Here is a 16,406-nt window from a genome sequence, read left to right as displayed (position 1 = left end):
GTGTCCCCGAACTGCGCAGAGAGTGACGGCGCCGGCCCCGAATTGCTTGATTTGCATCAAGGGAATGCACTTCGCCCCGCCTAGCCTCGATCTCCGGAACAAACCAGCAATCAGGAGCCGCCGCCATGCCAGGCATTGACGATCTCATTCCCAGTGCAACGCAGATCCGGAAGGAAGCCGCGCTGAAGGAGGCCGAGAAGGCGGAGCAGTATGTCCGCCTCGCCGCCGCCGCCGAGGCCGAGAAGCAGGCCCTGATCGAGCGGCTGACCAAACCATCCGGGAAGTCGGAGGAGGAGAAGATCAAGCTCGCCTCGACCGTCATTCAGCGTGCGGTGCGAAACGGCCTCACGGAAGTTCAGGTCTATCGCTTTCCCAACACGCTGTGCACGGACAAGGGACGCGCCATCAACCAGATGGAGCCCGGCTGGGAGAACACGCTGACCGGCATTCCGAAGGAGATCTTCCAGCTCTGGACGGATTATCTGAAGCCGCGCGGCTATCGCATCGCCTACCAGATCATCGATTTCCCGGGTGGCATGCCGGGAGACATCGGCGTGACCATCTCCTGGGGAGACGAGTAGCGATTTCCTGAGGCCGTCGGAGCAGACGTTACGAAGAGGGACGCATGGCAAAGAACGAACCTGCGGAACGAATGAAGCGCAAGGATTATGAGAAGCAGCTCCAAAAGCTTCAGGTCGAGCTGTGCCAGCTGCAGGACTTCGTGAAGGCGACCAAGCTGCGGGTCATCGTCCTCTTCGAGGGCAGAGATGCCGCCGGCAAGGGCGGCACGATCAAGGCCATCACGGAGAAGGTCAGTCCGCGGGTGTTTCGCGTCGTCGCGCTTCCGGCGCCGTCCGATCGGGAAAAGACGCAGCTCTTCTTCCAGCGCTATATGGAACAGTTTCCCGCCGGCGGTGAGATCGTGATCTTCGACCGGAGCTGGTACAATCGCGCTGGGGTCGAATATGTCATGGGCTTCTGCACGCCCAGGGAGCACGACCGGTTTCTGACCCTCTGTCCCCAAATGGAAAAATACGTGATCGACGGCGGAATTATCCTGGTCAAGATCTGGCTCGAGGTCGGAATGGACGAGCAGGAACGCCGTTTCAGGGCCAGGATCGATGATCCAGTACGACAATGGAAGCTGAGCCCGATGGATCTCGAATCCTATCGTCGCTGGTACGATTATTCGCGGGCCCGCGATCTCATGCTCAAGCGGACCAGTACGAAACACGCGCCATGGTACATCATCCGCTCCGACGACAAGCGCCGGGCACGGTTGAACTGCATCGCGCATTTGCTGAAGGCAATCCCCTACAAGCGGATCAAGAAGGACAAGGTCAAGCTGCCGCGACGCTCCGATAAGGGGCGCTACAATGACCAGGCGGGCTTGCGCGGAATGAACTTCGTCGCCGAGCGATATTGACCGCAGCGACACTCAACGAACATCCTGCCCCTCGGCAGACGATCCTCCGAGCGGCGCGATCACGCATCCCGACTGGACCGGCATCTCTGCCGGCCCGCATTTCAAGCGATACGAAGTCGGATCGGTCAGTATCTTGCCACCGGCTGGGACATGGGGCCGAACCGGTAGTTGATGCGCAAGGTGACCATATCCACGTCCTGGCTGATCCGATTTATCGCCCCCGCAACGATCGGATTTGCGACCGAGAACGAGTTGTTCGCGTCACCCATGAACAGGTGGTCGTATTCGATGCCTGCCGACCAATTCGGAGCAAAGCCATACTCGAAGCCGACGCCCACGACGCCACCCCATCGGGTCGAGCTCGCGGAGGCGACGCTAACTCCTGCCGCGTTGAATACGTCGAAGGTATTGCCGGTGACGGCCGCGCCTCCCTTGACGTACAGCAGGGCGGCGTTCCAGGCGTAGCCGATCTGGCCGGTCAACAAGCCGATGCCGTCGGTCCTGGTGCGGGTGGAGAAGGCCGGGTTGATCAAGCTGGTGCGTGAACTGCTGAGGTCGGCCCAATCGCCCTGGCCTTCAAGGCCGAACACGAATTGACCGGCTTGCCAGCGATAACCGAGCTGGCCGCCGATGACACCTCCAGACCGGTCCCGACAGCCGTCGGCGACCACGCCTCCGGGCGTCACGAAATCCCAGCAATTATGGCTTTGACCCCAGCCGCCATTGGCGCCGATATAGAAGCCGGTCCAGTTGTAGACCGGAGCCATGACGGGGAGCGGTGCTGCCTTGACGGCCATATCTGCCGCAGACGCGGGCGCCACACCCAACAATGCCAGCACCCCAGCCGTGACCAAAAAATACGTCTTCATCTAAGTCTCCCTGCTCATCGCTGGTCCGTTCGGATTTGAACGACGGTTGATTTTTTCAATGCGCGCTTCCAATTCACGACAGTACGTACGTCGTCCCGCTGACCATGTATCAAAATGGCCACACGCGGGAAAAAACGGCAAATCGATCGTTTAGACGTCCGTGCGGATGATGTTGCCGGCCTGCTCGTCGCCTTCGAGCCCAGGCCAGAGTGCAAGCACGTCGCACCGCCGAGGTTAGACGAAGCGCTCCTGCTGAACTCGCAGCTCCACTCGCCCAGCTCCGCATGAAGCGGGCTGCCCTCGCGGACAAGCCGCTGCCGCTCCAGCTTATCCGGTGCCTTCGCTATCAGGATCGAGGATCCCTCGATCCTGTCCGTCTTCAATCCAATGCGAGATTTCGCTGGAGGGAATCAATCGTCTCGGGATCGATGGGTTGATCGTGCCGGCGTAGACGATCAGCCCCTCGTTGGATTTGGCTCGCGCAAAGTTCTTGGCTTGCGTCTCCGTTTCAAACGTTCTGGTCTCCCGCGGGCTTCGCCTTTTGGGCAGAGCACCGCGCTTGTGAACTTCAAAAGTGACGTACCAGGTGAAGACCATTGGCTGCCCCAGGCTGCATTGCCGCCGCGCCAAGCTGGCCGTAAGTCGAGCCCTCAGGTTGATCCGCATCAATTGTCAGCACGGCTGCCATGATGCGAGATCTTCAGACTGCCGATCGGATTCTACGTCCCCTCATATATCCATCGACCTGGAGTGCCCGAGGGCATGCATTGCATGCCGGCAAGTTCAAGCGTGCAGAGCACAGCGCGCAATGCGTGACGGCGGGTGATCAGTTTTTTGTTCTACGTCAATCCCAGCCTGCACAAGAGGAATAGCGTGACAATTGATCAGCCTTAGAAAGGAGATCAATCATGTCACGTAAAATCATTACCTGCCTCGCCGCATCGGCGATTATGGGAATAAGCTGCATTGCGATGGTTTCAACTGACGCATTTGCACGCGCCGGACGCGGCGCCGCGGGCGTCGGACGCCCAGGGGTTGGCGTTGGCGCTCCCGGTGTTGGCGTCACCCGGGCACCTGTACGCCGCGGAGTGGCGGTCGGCGTCGGGGCGGCTGCGGTCGGAGCCGCCGCGACCGGAGCCTATGTACGTTGCGGATACGCACCATACCCGCCTTGCTACTAGACTACGCTCACAGGCCTGTCCCCGATTGAGGGGACCGGCCTGCCGCCGATACCGCGGCACTCAGCGTGATTGGGAGATCGGCATCACCCCTCAATCGACACGCATATGGCATTTTCTTCAGATCCGGGCGGGGACGAAGGAGCCAAGATGCCCCTGGCACGGTACTTTCTCTTTGTCGGCGCAGGCTTGTTTGCGCTGCTGCTCGTCTCCAGCGCATACTTTGCGAGATCGCAGGTCACAGACAGCGCGGAGGACACCTCGCCCGTCATCCGCATTCACTCCGATCGGAAATGGCCGGAGCGCATCGTTTTTGATACGAGCGCCCCGCTAGTCATTCCTCCACAAGTCTCGAGCAAGGCCGGCGTCGCTGCGCCGGCATTGGCCGCCGACATGCCTGCCACGGCGCGGGACGCAATGGCGCTGTTGCCTCCGCCGAACGCGATCCAGCTACCGCCTGCGCAGAAGGTGCGAGACACAAAGCCGCAACGTAACCGCAAAATTGCGCACAGGCGTACGATGCCGCCCGCGTTTCAGGTCGCGCGGCAATGGAGATTTTTCGAGGGATTCGGCAATGGCTTCTGATGAACTCGATCGAGACTCATGAGACGCCACCGCTCGCTCCAGTCGTAAATCGTCAGAAAGATGGATCCATGCAACGCATCCCACCGCGCAGGAGGACGGGCCACGCATCGACGCGGCCCGTCGTCCCGCTCATTTCAGGCGAATGGTGACACCGCCCACGGCAGCCGAGACCTCCGCGCCGATTTTCGGGCCGCTCAGCTGCAGGATGACGCCGTTCGCGTTCTGCAGCTGAACCGCGCCGGCTCCCGCGGCAACCGCCCCGCCCGCTCCGCCTACGGCATAGGAGCCTTCGATCGAAGCGGGGCCCCTCAGGTTGAGAGCGCGGCCGACCAGCTTGGTGGTCGAGGCGCCGATCGTGAAGCCGACGCTCATGCCCGACACCGTGAAGGGATATCTCTTGCCCCGAAGCAGCAGAACTCCCTCGCCGCCCCCGACGCCGACGATGAAGCCACCCTTGGTGAAGACGACCGAAACCTCGCCGGTCTCGGCACGCGACGGCGTGCTGAATCCGACGACGCCGGTGAGGGAGGCGATCAGGGCCGCATAGATGACAGGCTTTCTCATGGTTTCATTCCTCTTGGAGTTTGACGCCGGACTATTGGGCGAGCAGCATCGCGAAGTAGCCGAACACGGTAAGCAGGATGCCGGAGACCGCATAGGCGACCGGGAATCCGATCCAGGGCACCGTGCTCTGGATTTCAACCGCCGCTTCACGACATGGCCCGGAATGCGACCGGGCGCCGGCAACGCCGCCCATCAGCACGGCCGGGTTGATCTTGAAGACGTGGAAGCCGATCGCCCAGACGACGAAGGGCGGGATCGTGCAGGCGATGAAGCCGGCAACGAAGATCTTCAGGGCAACCGCACCGGTGAGCTGCGCCAGCAGCCCGGCACCGGCGTTGACACCGACGATCGCGACGAAGACGACGAGGCCGAGATCCTCCAGCACGTTGCGCGCCGCGTTCGGCGTGTTGCCGAAGAAGCGCAGCCGCGAGACCAGGGAGGAGACGATCACGCCCGAAAGCAACAGGCCGCCTGCATTGCCGAGGCCGATCTTGGCGCCAAAGGCCGGAAATTCGATCATGCCGATCAGGAAGCCGATGATCATGCCGACGGCGAGCGTCAGCAGATCGGTCGAGGTGTTGGTCCGCGCAATGCGTCCCCACATCTCGCCGAGTTCGTTGACGGCAGACTTGAGGCCAACCACCGAAACGATGTCCATCCGCTGCAATTCGGTCTTGAGACCGGCGGCAAGCGGCACACCACCGCGCTCGACCTTGGTGACCTGCAGCTGGCCGGCGATCGCCGTGTCGCGGAAGGATTCAAAGGTGCGCCCGACCATCTCCTTGTTCGTGACAAGAATGTCCGCCTGATCCATGGGAATGCCCAGCGCCGTAGTGTCAGCGACCTCAGGCCCGATCAGGCCCATCTTGTCGGTGAGATGCTCCGTCGAGCCGCCGAGTGCGACGACATCGCCCTTTTGCAGCACCAACTCGGGATCGGCTCCCTGTGGCTCGCCGCCGCGAGCCACGTTGACGATGCGGTATTCCGGATGGATCGAGCGGAATTTGGCGATGCTCATGCCGACCTGCGCCGGATTTTCCAGTCGATAAGCACGCAGGCCGAACTGGCGATAACCGGTCAGGCCTCCTCCCTCGAGATCCTTGACGCCGAAGTCCTTCTCGTACTTTTTTGCCGCCGCCTTGGCGTCGACGCCCCACCAGCGCGGCAGGTATTTGCAGATCAGGATGATGCCGACCGTGCCCCAGATATAGGTGATACCGTAGGATAGCGCGATCATGCCCGTCGCGTCCTCGGGCTTCATGCCATCAGGAAGCCTGACGACACCCGAGGTGATGGCCTGTTCAGCCGAGCCGATCGCAGCCGACATGGTCTGCGAACCCGCCAACATGCCGCCAGCGGCGCCGGTCGGGAGATCGAAAAGCTTCGCGAATATGACGACCAGCGCGAGGCCCAGAACGCTCGACACCACCGCCAGGAACACGAATTTGATGCCGTCGCCCCTCAAACTGTTGACAAAGGATGGCCCGACTCGCAAGCCGACACCGTACATGAAGAGGTAGTAGAACAAGCTCTTGGTGAAGTTGTTAAGCTCGAGCTTGACGCCGTAGCTCGAAGACCAGACCGCGAGCCCCGCGCCTACCACGATGGCACCGGCGACCATGCCGAGGCCATAGCCCTTGATGCTGACCCGACCGATGTAGACGGCGAGCCCGACGACAAAGAACAGCAGCAGATAGGGATTCTGCTGCAAGAACGTGAAAAAGCCCTGCATGATCGTCCCCTCTTATGACGCGGCCTTGAGCTTCGACGGAGCGGCCGGCTTCGGTCGGCCCAGCTTCGCCAACGCTTCGGTGCGGACGAGCTTCAGCCCCTCCTTGGCGTCGTAGCCGTGGATCTCCTTCACATCGAGCTTGCGCATGAAGTCGATGGTTTCCTGCGTGATGACCTGGCCCGGCACCATGATCGGGAAGCCCGGCGGATACGGGATCACGAAATTGGCGGAGACGAGCTCGGGCCCGGCCTTCAGCCGCCGGTCGATCTCGGGATCGTCGAGGCGGATATGCTCGCACCCCGCCACATCATAGGCGGCATAGAAGCCGGTGCGGATGTCGCCCTCGTTCGTCCTGGTGCCGGCATCGCCGCGGAAGCTCGGGTGGAAATGCGAGAAGTTCGGCAAGTCAGGCACGTCGGTCATCAAGCTCTTGACCCGCGCTTCGAAAGTCTTCTTCGCGTTGGCGCCGCCTTGCGCGAGCCCGCGATCGACCTCGCCCGCGATCTCGGCGAGGACTCGGATCAGATGCGCGACGTCGCTGCGGGTGTTGTTGATGTTGGACTGGACCAGCACCGAGTTGCGTGAGGTCTTGTTGACCTGGATGTTGTACTCGTTGGCGAGGATGCCCTTGAACTGGGTGCCGTCGTAGCCCGCCGTGCCGCATACCAGCGTCATCCGGGTCGGATCGAGGCAGAACTCGTCCTCGTCGAAGCTCTTCAGAGAATTTACCCAGTTGACGCCCGGTGCGAGATAGTCGGTGAAGCCGCTCTGGCGGTATTGCGCCGGCACCATGGCGTCGGCGCCGAGGATGCGGAAATATTTCGACAGCAGCGGGTTGTTGTTGACGGCATGGCGAATGGCGAGCGCGATTTCCATCGCGTTGGCGACGAGGCCGTAGCCCTCCAGCTCCATCTGCCGCCGCGAGATGTCGAGGCTAGCGATGAGCTGCTGGTTCGGACTGGTGGAGGCATGGGTAAAGACGGCCTCCTTGAACTGCTGCTCGACCGTGTGGAATTCGACGTCCTTGACCGAGAGCATGGAGCCCTGCCGGATCGCCGACATCGATTTGTGGGTCGAGTTGGTCTGATAGACGCGCAACCGGATCTGGCGCGGATCGGGAATCAGCCGCGTCTTGAGCAGCACCTCGTCCGACGGGCTCTTGCCGAGCTCGGCCTGTTGTTTCTCATAGGCCGCGACCGACTTCGGATCATGCATCCAGGCCTCGATCTCGTTGGCAGCCCCCATGGCTGTGCGCCGGCGCAGGAAGGGCGAGAAGCGCGCGAAGCCGAACCAGGCTTCGTCCCACAGGAAGATCAGGTCGGGCTTGATGGCCAGGCATTCCTCCATGACACGCCGGGTGTTGTAGATGTGGCCGTCGAAGGTGCAGTTCGTGAGGTCCAGCATCTTGACCCGCTCGAGCCGGCCGTCGGCCCTGGCGCTGAGCAGCGCCTGCTTGATCGTCTTCAACGGCACGGCGCCGTACATCGAATATTCCGTCATCGGGAAGGCTTCGACATAGAGCGGCTGTGCGCCTGCGAGCACCATTCCGTAGTGGTGCGATTTGTGGCAGTTGCGGTCGACGATCGCGATGTCGCCCGGCGCGAGCAACGCCTGCACCGCCATCTTGTTCGAGGTCGAGGTCCCGTTGGTCACGAAGAAGACGCGGTCGGCGCCGAGCGCGCGGGCGGCCTTCTCCTGCGCCTTCTTGATGTTGCCGGTCGGCTCCAGCATGCTGTCGAGGCCGCCGGTGGTGGCGCTGCTCTCGGCCAGGAACAGGTTCGGGCCGTAGAACTCGCCCATGTCGCGGATCCAGTCCGACTTGAAGATGGATTTGCCGCGGGCGATCGGCAGCGCATGGAACGTCCCGATCGGGCGTTGTGCGTATTTCTTGAGATTGTCGAAGAACGGCGTGTCGTAGCGATCCTGGATGCCTTCGAGGATCGACAGATGCAGCTCGAGCAGTTCCTCGACCGAATAGAAGATGCGGCGGATGACGCTGGCTTCGGGATTTCCGGCCAGCTCCTCGACGTCGCGATTCGAGATCATGTACAGGTCGAGCTCGGGCCTGACGCGCTTGATGATCTGTGCAAGCCGCAGCGCGGAGGCATCGGACTCGTCGTTGAGGCCAGCCGACGCCGTGATCGAACGGAGCACCGGCGCATTGTGCCGCGAGCGCAGGCCAAACCCCTCGTTGATGATGACGGCCCCGATGTTGGGGTTGAGCATCGTCGCGCAGAAGGCGTCTTCGAGGCTACCGACGATGACCGGCTCATAGATGAAGGCATCGACCGGGCGCCGCAGCTTGCGCCATTCGGCAGCGAGCGCCGGCCAGTGGCCGGGAGACAGCCCGGTGACGATCAGCGTCTCGAAATAGGGCCTGCGCGTCGTATGCGCACCGAAGGTCGGTGGGACCAGCTCGGGCACATCGCCGTCGCCCTCGTCCTTCGCGCTCCAGTCGCCGGAATGCTGGCGGAAGGATCGCGTCGCCAACGCCTGGGTGATCCGTGTCGCAAGGGCAAGCGAGGTTGCCCCATCGCCGGCCGCCGCTGCTTCGCGTAGCGCCCCCATCAATTGCAGGCCGGGATAGCCGTGAAACTCCTCCGTGACCGAGAGATCGGCCAGCGCCGCATCGTATTTCGCGCGGTCGCCGCCGCGGGCCCACGCTTTGGCAGCATCCACCAGATCACGCCAATCGTCAGCCCGTGCACCGGGCCCCGAAAAGAACTGATCAATGCGCTTCTGCGTGGGCTTGGCGTCCTTCGACATATGTATCTCCCGATTATTATCGGTTCGCGTGGAAGGTGATGATGGACCGTGGACGGCGGGGGGCCCGCTCCTTTGATCCAAATCAACGGTCGCGAGATATCGGAGACGCGCTGGTGACTTCTCGCTCGGACGCTTCGCGCTGCAGCAGAGGCTATTTGACTTGAGAGTCACCGAGGACGCTGTCGAGCGATCGCAGCCACTGCGAGCTGTCGGTCTTCTCCGCGAGCCCCTCCGCCTGCAGCAGGTCGCGCAATTGCGCATGAGCGCCAACAATGCAGAAGGCGATGCGACGGGAGGCGAGCTCGTCATGGAGATCCCGCAGCATGCGCGCGCCAGCCAGATCGATGTAGGGCGATGCGGAGAGGTCGCAGGCCACCAGCCTGATGTCGGACGACTTGTGAAGGGCTTCGAGGACCACCGCCAGGATGGTTTCGGCATTGATGTAGAGGAGCGACGCCTCAGGACGGAACGCAATGACGCCAACGAGCGGCTCGACGCCGTCGTGCCTGGCGTTGTCGGAATAGCGTCCGGTTCCCGGAAGCCTGCCGAGGAATGCAATGTTCGGCTGCGATGCGCGGGCCAGCAGGAGGAAGATCGATGCAATCGACGCAAGCAGGACACCCTGCAGGATGCCGAGCAGCAGCACGGCCACGAGCGCAATCGCCGCAGCATAGAAGTCGAGCCTGCTGACCTTCCACATCCGCAGCAGGGCCTGGACGTCCACCAACCGATACACTGCGGCAAAGACGATGGCGGCCAAGACGGCCTTCGGCAGATTCGTCAGAAGTCCCGTGAAGAACAGCAGGCACAGCGCCAGCGCGATCGAGCAGATCAGCAGGGCCAGTGGCGTGCGCGCCCCCGCGTTGTCGTTCACAGCGGATTGCGACAGCCCGCCGGCGACGGGATAGCCGTGACCACAAGCCGCAGCGAGATTCGCGGCCCCTAACCCCAGGAATTCCTGCCGCACGTCCAGTGCGTAGCCATGTTTGGCCGCGAAGCTGCGAGCAGCCGAGACGCCCTCAATGTAGGCCAGCAGCACGCAGCCTGCGGCGAGCGGAAAGAGATCGTCAAACTGCAGGAGACCAAACGTCGGCAGAGCCAGTGTCGGCAATCCCTCGGGGATCTTTCCAGTCACCGGTACGCCGGCGGCCGGAAGGGAGAGCAGCGTGGCAGCGAGGATCGACAGCGCGACGATCGTGATGCCGACAGGCTTTCCCGGCAAAAGCCGTTCGCCAAGCAGCAAAAGCGCGAGCGCCACCGCGCCGATCGTCACGATGAGAAGGTTGGTGTCGCCGATCTGCGCGACGAGTCGCAACGCACGATCGAAGAAATTATGCCCACCGCCCGCGACGCCGAACAGGCTCGGCAATTGGCTCATGATGATGGTGAGCCCGGCGCCGGCCTTGAAGCCAACCAGTATGCTGTCGCTGACCAGGCGGACGAGGACGCTGAGCTTGAACAGCCAGCAGACGAAGCACAGGACCGCGACCGCAAAAGCCGCAAGACTGGCGATCTGCGCGTATCGCACCGCGTCCCCGCCGGCGAGCACCCCGACCGTGGAGGCAATCATCAGCGAAATCGCCGAAGTCGGACCGATTGCGAGCTGCCGCGACGACCCGAGCAGCGCATAGCCGATACCGCCGAGCATGTAGCCATAGATGCCAACCTGCGGCGCCAGGCCGGCGAGCGTCGCATAGGCCAGCGATACGGGAATCGCGTACGCGGCCAGCGTTATGCCGGCCACTGCGTCCGATGCCAGCCATTCGCCACGATAGGCAACAAGCCAGCCGGAGACTGGGAAGAATCGCGACCATCCCACGGGTCGGTCGGGCGGCGAGTTCATGCGGGCACCTCGCTCCGTTCGATTTCGCAGCGCAACAGGATGATCAGCAGAGCGGTCACGGGAATGCCAAGCGCGAGATCGGGAATGCCTTTGGTCGCAAAGGCCCCGACGGCCGCGCCCACGCCGAAGGCGACGCAAAGCGCGGCAAATATGCCGGAGCGTCGCAGCGGCCCGGGCGGACCGCCACCCGAAAGAGCCATGAGAACGCCTTCAATGGCCTGGCGCATGTTGCCGGTGATCATCACCGAGCTGTAGGCCACGCCCTCGACCTTGGTAAAAGCGGCCGTCTGCATCGCAGCAACGAACGAGATTCCGAGCGTGCCAGCGAGATCCGGCAGGCGGTTGTGCAGGATGCCGATCGTCACCAGCAGCAGGATCTCGAGGAGTGAGCTGATGGCGCTGATGCGCTGTCCGATGACGCCGCGAAGCCAGGTCACCAGCAGAATGCCGACTGCAAATGCGAGAATTGGCGGCACGAAATGAAGCGCATCATCCCAATTCCCGGCCGAACCATGGACCCATAGCAGAACGAGGTTTGCCGTCTGGGCATTCGCCATCACGCCATGGATGATCCAGGTGTAGGCGTCGAGATAGCCGCCAACGAAAGCCAGCAGCAGCGCGATCGACACCGTCTCGTCGCGGCGCAGCGAAGGACTGGCGGTATTCGTCAGGCTCATGTTCGTGGCGTGGTTCGTCGCGGGTGCATTGGACCATCAAGAGTGGTCCCGCCCGCGAAAGGGTTGACTTGGATCAACCATCCCGGCCGCTTGCGAGCCCAGCTTGGCCCGCCACGAGGCGCCGGGATCCACGACGATGAACGCAGTCAGGGGAATCATTTCAACTGCGCCGGAGATCTTTCTGCTATTGTCGATGGCGCTCGGGACCATTCTCGGCCGCCTCAAAATTCGCGAATTCTCCCTCGGCACGACGGCGTGCACGCTGATCGTGGCGGTGCTGATCGGTCAGCTCGGCACCTTCACGTTCCCCTCCGTGCTCAGGATCGTGCTGTTCAGCCTGTTCGTGTTCACCATCGGCTATCGGTCCGGGCCTGAGTTCTTCGCCTCTCTGAGCGTCCGAACGCTGGCACAGGTCGCGCTCGCGCTGGTGCTCGGGGGCACCGGCCTGATCGTCGTGCTCGTCTTCGCCTTCAGCTTCGGTCTCGATCCCGGCACGGCGTCGGGACTTGCCGCCGGCGCATTGACGCAGTCCTCGGTGATCGGCACGGCCTCGGGTGCGCTGGCCCAGCTCGGACTTCCCAAGGACGTGCTGGAGCATCAGGAGGCGAATATCGCTGCCGGCTATGCCGTCACCTATGTGCTGGGCTATATTCTCACGCTGATATACGTCCCGCTGCTTGCACCGAAGGTGATGGGGATCGACCTGAAGGTCGAGGCGAAGAAGCTCGAGGCTGAACTCTCCGGCGGCGAACCACCCAAGACAGAGAACCTGCACTATCGCAAATTCCAGGCCCGCGCCTATCGCGTTGCCGCAGCCGCAGGCCGCACCGTCAAGGCGATCGAAGAAGAGATCGGCAGCCGCACCGTCGTCGAACGCATCGTACGCCAGGGCGCCGATATCGAGCCGCATCTGGATACTGTGCTCGAAGCCGGTGACGACATCGTCATTGCCGGGCGAACGGCCGCCATCGTCGCCGCTCGCCCCATCATCGGGACCGAGATCGATGCCGATGAGATTCTCAAGGCGATACCGGGCAACGTGGTCGACGTCCTGGTCGACAACCGCAAGCTCCACGGCCGTTCCCTCCAGGAGGTCGCCGATCGCCTTGGCAACGACGCACGCGGCGTCTTTCTGCGCGCGCTGACCCGCATGGGCCGCGAGGTTCCCTTGAGCCCCGACACACGGCTCTATGTCGGCGACGTCATGACGATGGTCGGTACCACCCGCAACATCGAGCGCGCCGCCGCCCAGGTCGGACAGATCGTGCGCTCCGGCGACCGCACCGATATCGCATTCCTCGCGGCCGGGATCGCCGCAGGTCTGCTCGCGGGGCTGATCAGCTTCAAGGTCGGCGGCATCGCGCTGACGCTCGGCGGCGGCGGCGGCGCGCTGATCGCGGGCCTCGTCTGCGGCTGGTTGCGCTCGCGCCGGCCAACCATCGGCGCCATGCCGCCGGCCGCGCAGCAGACCCTGAGCGACTTCGGCCTCGGTGGGTTCATCGCGGCAATCGGCCTTGCGAATGGACACGCTGCCTGGCTCGCGATCCAGGAGCACGGCGTGATGCTGGTCGGCATGGGCCTCGTCGTCACACTGGTTCCACTGATCGTCGCGACCCTGTTTGCCTATCACGTGCTTGGCATGAATCCGGTCATCACCTGCGGAGCGCTCGCCGGAGCCATGACGGTCGATGCGGCCGTGACGGGATGCTGCGAAGTTGCCGAAAGTCAGACGCCGGTGCTCGGCGTGGCCGTTCCCTATGCGGTCGGCAACGTCGTTCTGACCGTGCTCGGACCGATCATCGTGGCCTGCACGTTCACCGGGTGAGGACACACGCATGAAGTCTCGCCGTCATCAAAGCGTTCGACTGCTCCTGAAAACGTTGCTGCTCCTGGCCTGCATCGCGGCGCCAGCCCGGGCAGACGATCAAGCCGCTTCACGCCGTATCCAGGAAGAGGTCTGGGCGCTGCCGCTGCCGCTGCCGACCTTCGCCTACGTGGTGCGCCCAATCGGTGACGGTCCGTTTCCGCTCGTCATCATGAACCATGGCGTGTCGCTCAATCCGACGGAGCGCAGCTTCTTTCCGCTGGTGGAATTCCGGGATGCTGCCAAATGGTTCGCCATGCGCGGCCATTTCGTCGTCGCACCGGTCGGTACCGGTTATGGCGCCTCCGCCATCGACATCCCGGAGCGCGCGCTGTACGGCCCGTTCTTCGCCAAGATCGGCAAGTGCAGCAACCCCAGCTTCCGCTCCGCCGGCATGGCGGTCGCACAGGCCGACCTGTGGATCATCGACCACATGGTCGCCGACAAGCGCATCATGCCCAAGGACGTCATCGTCGTCGGGCAATCCGCAGGCGGCTGGGGGTCTATCGCCTTGTCCAGTCTCAATCCGCCTCAGGTCAGGGCGATCATCACCTTTGCGGCCGGCCGCGGCGGCCGTGTCGACGGCAAGCCGAACAACAACTGCGCGCCCGACAAGCTGGTCGAAGCAACCCGCGAATTCGGTCGCACCTCGCGTATACCGATGCTCTGGATCTATATCGAGAACGATACGTTTTTCGGCCCCGCATTGTCGAAGCGCATGCACGATGCATTCACCGCCTCAGGCGGCAGCGCGGAATATCACCTGATGCCGCCGTTCGGCAACGAGGGCCACTTCTTCATAGGATCGCCGGACGCAATCCCGATCTGGTCGCCGCTCGTCGCGAAGTTTCTCGAGGCTCGACGATAGCCGAATTGCCATGTTTGGAGACACGGCCATGATCACCGCGCGTTACTGCCTGTCGGCCTGGCTGATTGCAATCATCGTCACGACGGCGCCGGTTGTGGAGGCGGTCGCGCGCGAAAAGCCGCGCGCGGCCAAGCCTGCGGAAGTCGCACCCCGGGGCCAGCGCGAGGCAAAGGACATCACGTATGGAAGCTGGCGCAAGCTGTGCTTCAAGGCAGCTGGAGCTCCGACGCTGTGCCGGACCTCGATTACCGGCACCTTTCCAACCGGTCAGATAGCCGTCCGTGTGGACTTGATCGAGCGCGACGGCGACCGCAACGGGCGCCTGCAAGTGTTCGTGCCCGTCGGCATGTTCTTGCAGCACCCTGTCAAGCTCACGGTCGATCAGGGCAATTCCTATCATGTGCCCTACACCTGGTGCCTCAGCAACGCCTGCATCGCGGCGGATGTCGCAGACCCAAGGATCATCAGAGACATGGAAGCGGGAAAGGCTCTCCTGTTGGAAGTGGTCGATTCCAATCTGCTGTCGCTGACGACTTCGCTGCCGCTGGCGCAGTTCGGCTCTGTCCACAAGGGGGCTCCGGCGCAGATGCTCGAGCAGGACATCGACGAATGAAACGGCGAACCCACCGAACATCGTCCCTGTACCGTCAGGCATCGAGCTGCGCCAGCGCTTTGCGATCCAGAAGCACGAGCTGGCGCTGCGTCTGCCCGTCAAACCGCAGCATGTTGTCATCACGCAGGATCGAGAGAGCGCGCGATACCGTCTCGAGCGTCAATCCAAGATAGTCAGCGATGTCGCGGCGGCTCATCGGCAAGCTCATCACGTCTGGATGATCCTGTCGCCGATCCATTTCCAGAAGGAATGCGGCCACCTTCTCGACGGACGTCTTCCGGCCCAGGAGAAGCATGTGGTTCTCCGCGTGCTGAAGATTGCGCGTGACGAGGGTGAGCAGGCTTGCCTGGCCCTCCTCCTGGTGCTCGATCCTGTCGAGCAAGTGTCGCCGGCTCGTGATGCGAACCTTGGTCTGAATGACTGCTTCTGCGGTGAAACGATGAACCGCGCCGTTCTCCAGCCCGAACAGGTCGCCCGGAAGATGGAACGAGTTGATCTGCCGGCGGCCATCGCAGAGCAGTTTGTAGGTCCGGATCGCACCAGACACGATCTGGTAGACGTACCCGGCCTCCTCGCCCTCTCCAAAGACTTCCGTTCCCCTCCGATAAGTGAACTCGCTGCAAAAGACCTGTTCGCCGGCGAGGGCCGCCAATTGCCCGTCATTGGCAGGACGGCTCACTGTCCTGGTCCTGATCAACATTGCAGAACTCCCTACAAATTGAATTGGCAGTGAATTCGGGAACTTTAGGCAATAGCATACGAGCGCATTTGATCTAGCTCAACTCCAAGCGGTGGCTACGTGATTGCCCGCGGCGAGCGAGGACGGGCACCAGGAGTTCGAAAGGCCATGTGCTGCTCTGCGCCACCATGGGGGGAAGTTTGCGCAATTGGGCCCTACGCCCTTCTTATATAGGTTGGTGGTCGAGCCATGTTGGTCGGCATCAAGCCGCCACAGGGTCTTGTCGACGGATTTGGCTCATTTCGCCCTGCGACGTGACGGCGCAGGCGGCGGCACATAGCGCTGCCAGATGGTCCCGTTGTCGAACTGGATCGTCATGCCGTCAGGCGTATAAACAGCGCTTATGTCGTAAGCATCGATCCAGATGCGGCTCGCTGGCGAGTACCAGTCCGGCCATGCGCGCGACGGCACGCCCGCCTCGGTGGTGAGATTGAGCTCGGGTCCGTTCTGCGTAACGTGGGCCGGCAAATCACCACGGCACATCTGGACGCATGTGTAAGTGCCGGTAAGGTCAACCGATTGGGCGAGCGCCGCGCCGGACGTCAGCGCAGCAGCCATGCCAGTGACCATCAATAAGCGTTTCATACCTCATCTCCCTGCATAGGCGATTGCTCCCAATGAGAAGCAGACTTCAATATCCAGCGCCACGGATGATGGGGTTGATCCGCGTCAACCGACACCC

General features: G+C 62.7%; 15 protein-coding genes. 6 read left to right on the top strand and 9 right to left on the bottom strand.

The annotated features are described in order from the left end of the window. Positions 1 to 125 precede the first annotated feature (125 nt). Together FJV43_RS26815 and ppk2 are read left to right on the top strand one after the other, a co-directional pair. Complete coding sequence (locus FJV43_RS26815; RefSeq protein WP_131866622.1) at positions 126 to 581, top strand: hypothetical protein; 456 nt, start codon at positions 126 to 128, stop codon at positions 579 to 581. Positions 582 to 625: 44 nt separating this feature from the next. Next, positions 626 to 1,426, top strand: coding sequence for a polyphosphate kinase 2 (ppk2, locus tag FJV43_RS26810; protein WP_239622036.1), 801 nt, complete (start codon positions 626 to 628; stop codon positions 1,424 to 1,426). A 125-nt stretch (positions 1,427 to 1,551) separates the two neighbouring features. On the opposite strand, the gene FJV43_RS26805 is transcribed toward ppk2, so the two are convergent. Together FJV43_RS26805 and FJV43_RS26800 are read right to left on the bottom strand one after the other, a co-directional pair. Beyond that, positions 1,552 to 2,295, bottom strand: a complete 744-nt coding sequence (locus FJV43_RS26805) for an outer membrane beta-barrel protein (protein ID WP_239622035.1) — start codon at positions 2,293 to 2,295, stop codon at positions 1,552 to 1,554. A 327-nt stretch (positions 2,296 to 2,622) separates the two neighbouring features. Beyond that, a complete protein-coding gene (locus FJV43_RS26800; RefSeq protein ID WP_239622034.1) occupies positions 2,623 to 2,892 on the bottom strand; it encodes a hypothetical protein in 270 nt (89 codons plus the stop codon). A gap of 731 nt (positions 2,893 to 3,623) precedes the next feature. Here FJV43_RS26800 and FJV43_RS26795 point away from each other — a divergent pair. After that, complete coding sequence (locus FJV43_RS26795; protein WP_239622033.1) at positions 3,624 to 4,058, top strand: hypothetical protein; 435 nt, start codon at positions 3,624 to 3,626, stop codon at positions 4,056 to 4,058. A gap of 129 nt (positions 4,059 to 4,187) precedes the next feature. On the opposite strand, the gene FJV43_RS26790 is transcribed toward FJV43_RS26795, so the two are convergent. The 5 genes from FJV43_RS26790 to FJV43_RS26770 all read right to left on the bottom strand — a co-directional run bounded on the left by FJV43_RS26790 (position 4,188) and on the right by FJV43_RS26770 (position 11,640). Next, entirely contained in the window at positions 4,188 to 4,622 is a 435-nt protein-coding gene (locus FJV43_RS26790; RefSeq protein ID WP_239622032.1) for a hypothetical protein, read from the bottom strand. Positions 4,623 to 4,653: 31 nt separating this feature from the next. Continuing rightward, complete coding sequence (locus FJV43_RS26785; RefSeq protein WP_239622031.1) at positions 4,654 to 6,354, bottom strand: transporter; 1,701 nt, start codon at positions 6,352 to 6,354, stop codon at positions 4,654 to 4,656. A 12-nt stretch (positions 6,355 to 6,366) separates the two neighbouring features. Then, positions 6,367 to 9,120 carry a decarboxylase gene (locus FJV43_RS26780; RefSeq protein WP_239622030.1) on the bottom strand — a complete coding sequence of 918 codons (2,754 nt, stop codon included), beginning with the start codon at positions 9,118 to 9,120 and terminating at the stop codon, positions 6,367 to 6,369. A gap of 151 nt (positions 9,121 to 9,271) precedes the next feature. Further along, positions 9,272 to 10,963: a SulP family inorganic anion transporter gene (locus FJV43_RS26775; protein WP_239622029.1), complete on the bottom strand. Its 1,692-nt coding sequence runs from the start codon at positions 10,961 to 10,963 to the stop codon at positions 9,272 to 9,274. After that, positions 10,960 to 11,640, bottom strand: a complete 681-nt coding sequence (locus tag FJV43_RS26770) for a YoaK family protein (RefSeq protein ID WP_239622028.1) — start codon at positions 11,638 to 11,640, stop codon at positions 10,960 to 10,962. Before FJV43_RS26770 ends, FJV43_RS26775 begins: the two co-directional genes overlap by 4 nt. Positions 11,641 to 11,776: 136 nt before the next feature. Between FJV43_RS26770 and FJV43_RS26765 the strand changes: the two genes are divergently transcribed. Genes FJV43_RS26765 through FJV43_RS26755 form a run of 3 tightly spaced genes read left to right on the top strand, consistent with a single transcriptional unit; the run spans position 11,777 to position 14,985 of the window. Then, the gene (locus FJV43_RS26765; RefSeq protein WP_239622027.1) at positions 11,777 to 13,465 is read left to right on the top strand and encodes a TrkA C-terminal domain-containing protein; all 1,689 of its coding nucleotides are present in this window, start codon (positions 11,777 to 11,779) and stop codon (positions 13,463 to 13,465) included. Between the two features lie 10 nt (positions 13,466 to 13,475). Continuing rightward, entirely contained in the window at positions 13,476 to 14,372 is an 897-nt protein-coding gene (locus FJV43_RS26760; protein ID WP_239622026.1) for a dienelactone hydrolase, read from the top strand. Between the two features lie 28 nt (positions 14,373 to 14,400). Next, entirely contained in the window at positions 14,401 to 14,985 is a 585-nt protein-coding gene (locus FJV43_RS26755) for an invasion associated locus B family protein (protein ID WP_239622025.1), read from the top strand. A gap of 34 nt (positions 14,986 to 15,019) precedes the next feature. Here FJV43_RS26755 and FJV43_RS26750 read toward each other — a convergent pair whose 3' ends face one another. After that, entirely contained in the window at positions 15,020 to 15,685 is a 666-nt protein-coding gene (locus tag FJV43_RS26750) for a helix-turn-helix domain-containing protein (protein ID WP_239622024.1), read from the bottom strand. Positions 15,686 to 15,961: 276 nt separating this feature from the next. Further along, positions 15,962 to 16,309, bottom strand: a complete 348-nt coding sequence (locus tag FJV43_RS26745) for a hypothetical protein (protein WP_239622023.1) — start codon at positions 16,307 to 16,309, stop codon at positions 15,962 to 15,964. Between the last annotated feature and the right edge of the window lie 97 nt (positions 16,310 to 16,406).

The sequence above is a fragment of the Bradyrhizobium sp. I71 genome, from assembly GCF_022354745.1.
In the GTDB taxonomy this organism is placed as follows: domain Bacteria; phylum Pseudomonadota; class Alphaproteobacteria; order Rhizobiales; family Xanthobacteraceae; genus Bradyrhizobium; species Bradyrhizobium liaoningense.
This window is presented reverse-complemented; position numbering and strand designations above follow the sequence as displayed.

Coding starts and splice junctions, on each gene's coding strand:
- FJV43_RS26815 (WP_131866622.1), top strand. CDS start 126: ATGCCAGGCATTGACGATCTCATTCCCAGTGCAACGCAGATCCGGAAG.
- ppk2 (WP_239622036.1), top strand. CDS start 626: ATGGCAAAGAACGAACCTGCGGAACGAATGAAGCGCAAGGATTATGAG.
- FJV43_RS26805 (WP_239622035.1), bottom strand. CDS start 2,295: ATGAAGACGTATTTTTTGGTCACGGCTGGGGTGCTGGCATTGTTGGGT.
- FJV43_RS26800 (WP_239622034.1), bottom strand. CDS start 2,892: ATGGTCTTCACCTGGTACGTCACTTTTGAAGTTCACAAGCGCGGTGCT.
- FJV43_RS26795 (WP_239622033.1), top strand. CDS start 3,624: ATGCCCCTGGCACGGTACTTTCTCTTTGTCGGCGCAGGCTTGTTTGCG.
- FJV43_RS26790 (WP_239622032.1), bottom strand. CDS start 4,622: ATGAGAAAGCCTGTCATCTATGCGGCCCTGATCGCCTCCCTCACCGGC.
- FJV43_RS26785 (WP_239622031.1), bottom strand. CDS start 6,354: ATGCAGGGCTTTTTCACGTTCTTGCAGCAGAATCCCTATCTGCTGCTG.
- FJV43_RS26780 (WP_239622030.1), bottom strand. CDS start 9,120: ATGTCGAAGGACGCCAAGCCCACGCAGAAGCGCATTGATCAGTTCTTT.
- FJV43_RS26775 (WP_239622029.1), bottom strand. CDS start 10,963: ATGAACTCGCCGCCCGACCGACCCGTGGGATGGTCGCGATTCTTCCCA.
- FJV43_RS26770 (WP_239622028.1), bottom strand. CDS start 11,640: ATGAGCCTGACGAATACCGCCAGTCCTTCGCTGCGCCGCGACGAGACG.
- FJV43_RS26765 (WP_239622027.1), top strand. CDS start 11,777: ATGAACGCAGTCAGGGGAATCATTTCAACTGCGCCGGAGATCTTTCTG.
- FJV43_RS26760 (WP_239622026.1), top strand. CDS start 13,476: ATGAAGTCTCGCCGTCATCAAAGCGTTCGACTGCTCCTGAAAACGTTG.
- FJV43_RS26755 (WP_239622025.1), top strand. CDS start 14,401: ATGATCACCGCGCGTTACTGCCTGTCGGCCTGGCTGATTGCAATCATC.
- FJV43_RS26750 (WP_239622024.1), bottom strand. CDS start 15,685: ATGTTGATCAGGACCAGGACAGTGAGCCGTCCTGCCAATGACGGGCAA.
- FJV43_RS26745 (WP_239622023.1), bottom strand. CDS start 16,309: ATGAAACGCTTATTGATGGTCACTGGCATGGCTGCTGCGCTGACGTCC.